Below are 1544 nucleotides of genomic sequence, written 5' to 3' on the forward strand. Positions count from 1 at the left end.
CTACATGTCTCATGAGGTCACACATAGCCTGACCATTTCCTATATCGGCGTTCGGAGCTATCACGGCCTTCCTAAATGGTTGAGGGAGGGCTATGCCGACTACGTCGGGAAAGGTCCCGACTCCCTTCTTAATCTCCAGACGAAATTTGAAGATTGTTCTTATCAAACCAACCGCGAATACCTTGGTTACGAGTTAACGACCGCATATCTGCTCGATATCAGGAACGTTAGCCTACGTGATCTTCTGGAACAAAACTACGCTTCCAACCTGGCGGCGGTGCAGAGGTATATGGATCCCCTGGAGAGATCATCGACGTGCTCCTCCGCAAGATCGCTGGGTGACAAGGTCACCCCCTAAGCCGCGCATTAGATGAACGGGTGGTTCACTGAAATGGTTTCGACCCTCACGTCCTACAGCTTCGCGTTTTTAGCAGGATTACTCTCGACGTTGTCGCCGTGCGTTTTACCTATCGTGCCGATTCTGCTGAGTTCTGCAATGAATGCACATCGCCGCGCGCCGATTGCTTTGGCAACGGGGTTAGCGGCTTCTTACGGGGCCATCGGAACGATGCTTGCGTGGGCGGGTTCGGCGCTCGGATTGAACTCAGAGCTTCTACGCCGACTGGGCGCGGCGTTTCTCGCGTTGTTTGCCCTGATCATCCTATCGAGCACACTCCAGGAGCGCTTTGCAGCTGTGACATCAGGTTTTGGTAACGCTGGGAACCGGCTACTCGCGCGCCTTCACCTAAACGGGCTCTATGGGCAGTTCGTTGTCGGACTTGTTCTTGGAGTGATCTGGAGTCCATGCGTCGGTCCCACTCTGGGGGCAGCCATCGTATTGGCGAGTCAAGGAAAGCATCTCGCAAGCTCTGCATTCCTCATGACCTTATTTAGCTTTGGCGCGGCATTGCCAATTGTGATCCTTGCATATGTCTCACGCTCGGCCATGCTGAGTGTCCGTGGAAAACTCCAATACGCCGGAAGAATCGGTAAGCTGGCGCTGGGTTCTGCGATGCTCCTCATTGCCATTGCCACTCTTTCCGGCAGAGACAGGCAGGCAGAGGGCTGGCTTGTTCAGCATTCACCGCCGTGGCTGACGACGCTTACCACACGTTTTTGAGGTCGCGTACTCCTTGGAGCTACATACTCGGTCATAACAACAATCGCCATAGCTCCTGAGATTGAATCGATGTTCTCTGCAAGAGTGGAAAGGAGTCACCTCAAATGAATCGACAGACTATCATCGGCCTGGGAAACTGGGTCTCGGTCCCGATCACAGTCCTTGCGCTTGCTTTTGGGTTTCTGGTTGAAGCGGAAGCGCAGCGTTCGCAACCTCAAGTTCAGGCATTCACCATCACCATCCTCTCCACAATGGTAGTCGGAGATACGAACGGTATAGGTGAATGGGGTTTTGCTGCTCTGATCGACGTGAATGGTCATAAGATCCTAGTCGACACCGGAGCTCATCCGGATACCGTCATCAAGAACGCTCATGACCTGCACGTCGATTTGTCGGGGGTGCAAGAGCTCATTCTGACGCACAA

Annotated in this window: 3 protein-coding genes; all 3 read left to right on the forward strand. The window is 53.6% G+C overall.

Going from position 1 to position 1544, the window contains the following annotated elements; genetic code table 11:
* Positions 1 to 358 (forward strand): hypothetical protein (locus AB4043_RS25090; RefSeq protein WP_442308471.1); only part of this gene is annotated, 358 nt, incomplete at its 5' end.
* A 12-nt stretch (positions 359 to 370) separates the two neighbouring features.
* A complete protein-coding gene (locus AB4043_RS25095; RefSeq protein ID WP_442308472.1) occupies positions 371 to 1120 on the forward strand; it encodes a cytochrome c biogenesis CcdA family protein in 750 nt (249 codons plus the stop codon).
* A 104-nt stretch (positions 1121 to 1224) separates the two neighbouring features.
* Positions 1225 to 1544, forward strand: a 320-nt coding sequence (locus AB4043_RS25100) for a hypothetical protein (RefSeq protein ID WP_442308473.1), incomplete at its 3' end; no start/stop codon positions are given.

It is taken from the genome of Terriglobus sp. YAF25, assembly GCF_052113305.1.
Lineage (GTDB): Bacteria > Acidobacteriota > Terriglobia > Terriglobales > Acidobacteriaceae > Terriglobus.

Excerpts from the sequence above, each read along its gene's own strand:
- AB4043_RS25095 (WP_442308472.1), top strand. The coding sequence starts at position 371 with ATGAACGGGTGGTTCACTGAAATGGTTTCGACCCTCACGTCCTACAGC.